The organism is Mesorhizobium sp. M7A.F.Ca.CA.004.04.2.1, from assembly GCF_004022825.1.
Classification (GTDB): Bacteria; Pseudomonadota; Alphaproteobacteria; order Rhizobiales; family Rhizobiaceae; genus Mesorhizobium.
In genome coordinates, this window is record NZ_RZPH01001302.1 from 1 (window position 1) to 1,387 (window position 1,387).

At 65.4% G+C, this 1,387-nt stretch carries 2 protein-coding genes and 1 pseudogene; 2 read left to right on the forward strand and 1 reads right to left on the reverse strand.

The window, feature by feature from the left end; genetic code table 11:
* Both EN893_RS34045 and EN893_RS34050 read left to right on the forward strand, forming a co-directional pair.
* Window positions 1-481: pseudogene (locus EN893_RS34045) on the forward strand (peptidase M15); the annotation flags it as partial.
* A gap of 165 nt (window positions 482-646) precedes the next feature.
* The gene (locus tag EN893_RS34050; RefSeq protein WP_127272097.1) at window positions 647-838 is read left to right on the forward strand and encodes a hypothetical protein; all 192 of its coding nucleotides are present in this window, start codon (window positions 647-649) and stop codon (window positions 836-838) included.
* A 73-nt stretch (window positions 839-911) separates the two neighbouring features.
* Here EN893_RS34050 and eda read toward each other — a convergent pair.
* Window positions 912-1,387, reverse strand: a 476-nt coding sequence (gene eda / locus EN893_RS34055) for a bifunctional 4-hydroxy-2-oxoglutarate aldolase/2-dehydro-3-deoxy-phosphogluconate aldolase (protein ID WP_128362178.1), incomplete at its 5' end; no start/stop codon positions are given.

A 1,387-nucleotide genomic window follows, 5' to 3' on the forward strand; every position in this document is an offset into this window, starting at 1 on the left:
GGTCAAGGCCGTGCTCGACGAGGCCAATGCCCAGGTCGGTGCGGCCGATTACCAGCTTGCTTCCTTGTCCGGATCCGAGCCGCGTTCGGCGTTCAACGATCCAGGCACCAACGCCGCATCGCCGCGCGATGCCGTCGTTGCCCGCCCAGTCGGTTCCGATCCGGCCGCCGCGATCGGCGCCGGCGTCAAGACGACCCGCAAGGAATCGAGAGCCACCGCCCGCGACCTGAAGCCGGGCCCCAAGGCCATGGTGGTTGCAGCCGCACCGCAGGCCGCCCGCTGGGCATTGACCAGCGGCGACCATGTCGCCACCGTTTCAAGCGCGACGACGGCGCCGGGCTACGCCTACAGCATCGTGCACACGGCGCCGAGCGAGGTCTACACGGCCGGCTTCCAGCCGAGCAGCCAGGTGGCCGATGCCAACCGCTTCACCGGCAACGCCGTCAAGTTCATGTCGGTAGCCCGCTTCCAGACCAAATGACGGCAGATCAATCGGCAAAGCCGCGCCGGGCAACCAGCGCGGCTTTTTGCTGTTCAGCGAACCGGGCCAGCCTGCACGGTCACGCTCGGCTGAACTTCTCGTGAAGCCGGAACGGTCGGCCTATTCCCTGGGTTAACATAGGTTCGTTCAAACCCGGGGAGATCCATGAAGAACATCCTATTGGCATCGGTCATCGCATTGGCAACCGCTTCGGCGGCTATCGCCCCTACGCAGGCCGAGACCATTGTCGTCAAAACTCATGACCATATGCACATGAAGAAGCACTGCCGGACCAAGGTGGTCACAAGCTGGAAGCATCACCACAGGGTGGTTGAAAAGGTCCGGGTCTGCAGCTGATCAGCTTCGGAGCCGATTTGGCAAACCCGGTCGACGCGAGTCGGCCGGGTTTCTTCATCCCGTGGCCGAGGCCTTATTTCGCAAGCTTGCTCGCGGCGCGCGCCAGGGCTTCGATCTCGTCCCACTTGCCGGCTTTGACGAGGTCGTCGGGCGCCACCCAGGAGCCGCCGACGCAGACCACGTTGGGCAGGCTGAGATAGTCGGCCGCGTTCTTGGCCGAGATGCCGCCGGTCGGGCAGAATTTCACATCGGCGAGCGGCGAGGCAAAGGCTTTCAGCGAAGCGATGCCGCCCGACTGCTCGGCCGGGAAGAATTTCAGGAAGCGCAAGCCGGCTTCCCGTGCAGCCATGATCTCGCCGGGCGTGATGGCGCCGGGCAGCAACGGAACATCGCTGCCGGCGGCTGCCGACAGAAGCTCGCGGGTGATGCCGGGGCTGACGATGAAGCGCGAGCCCGCGGCAGCCGCCTCTTCGAACTGCCTGGCATCGAGAATGGTGCCGGCGCCGACGATGGCGTCCTCGACTTCCCCAGCGACCCGCCGGATCGCTT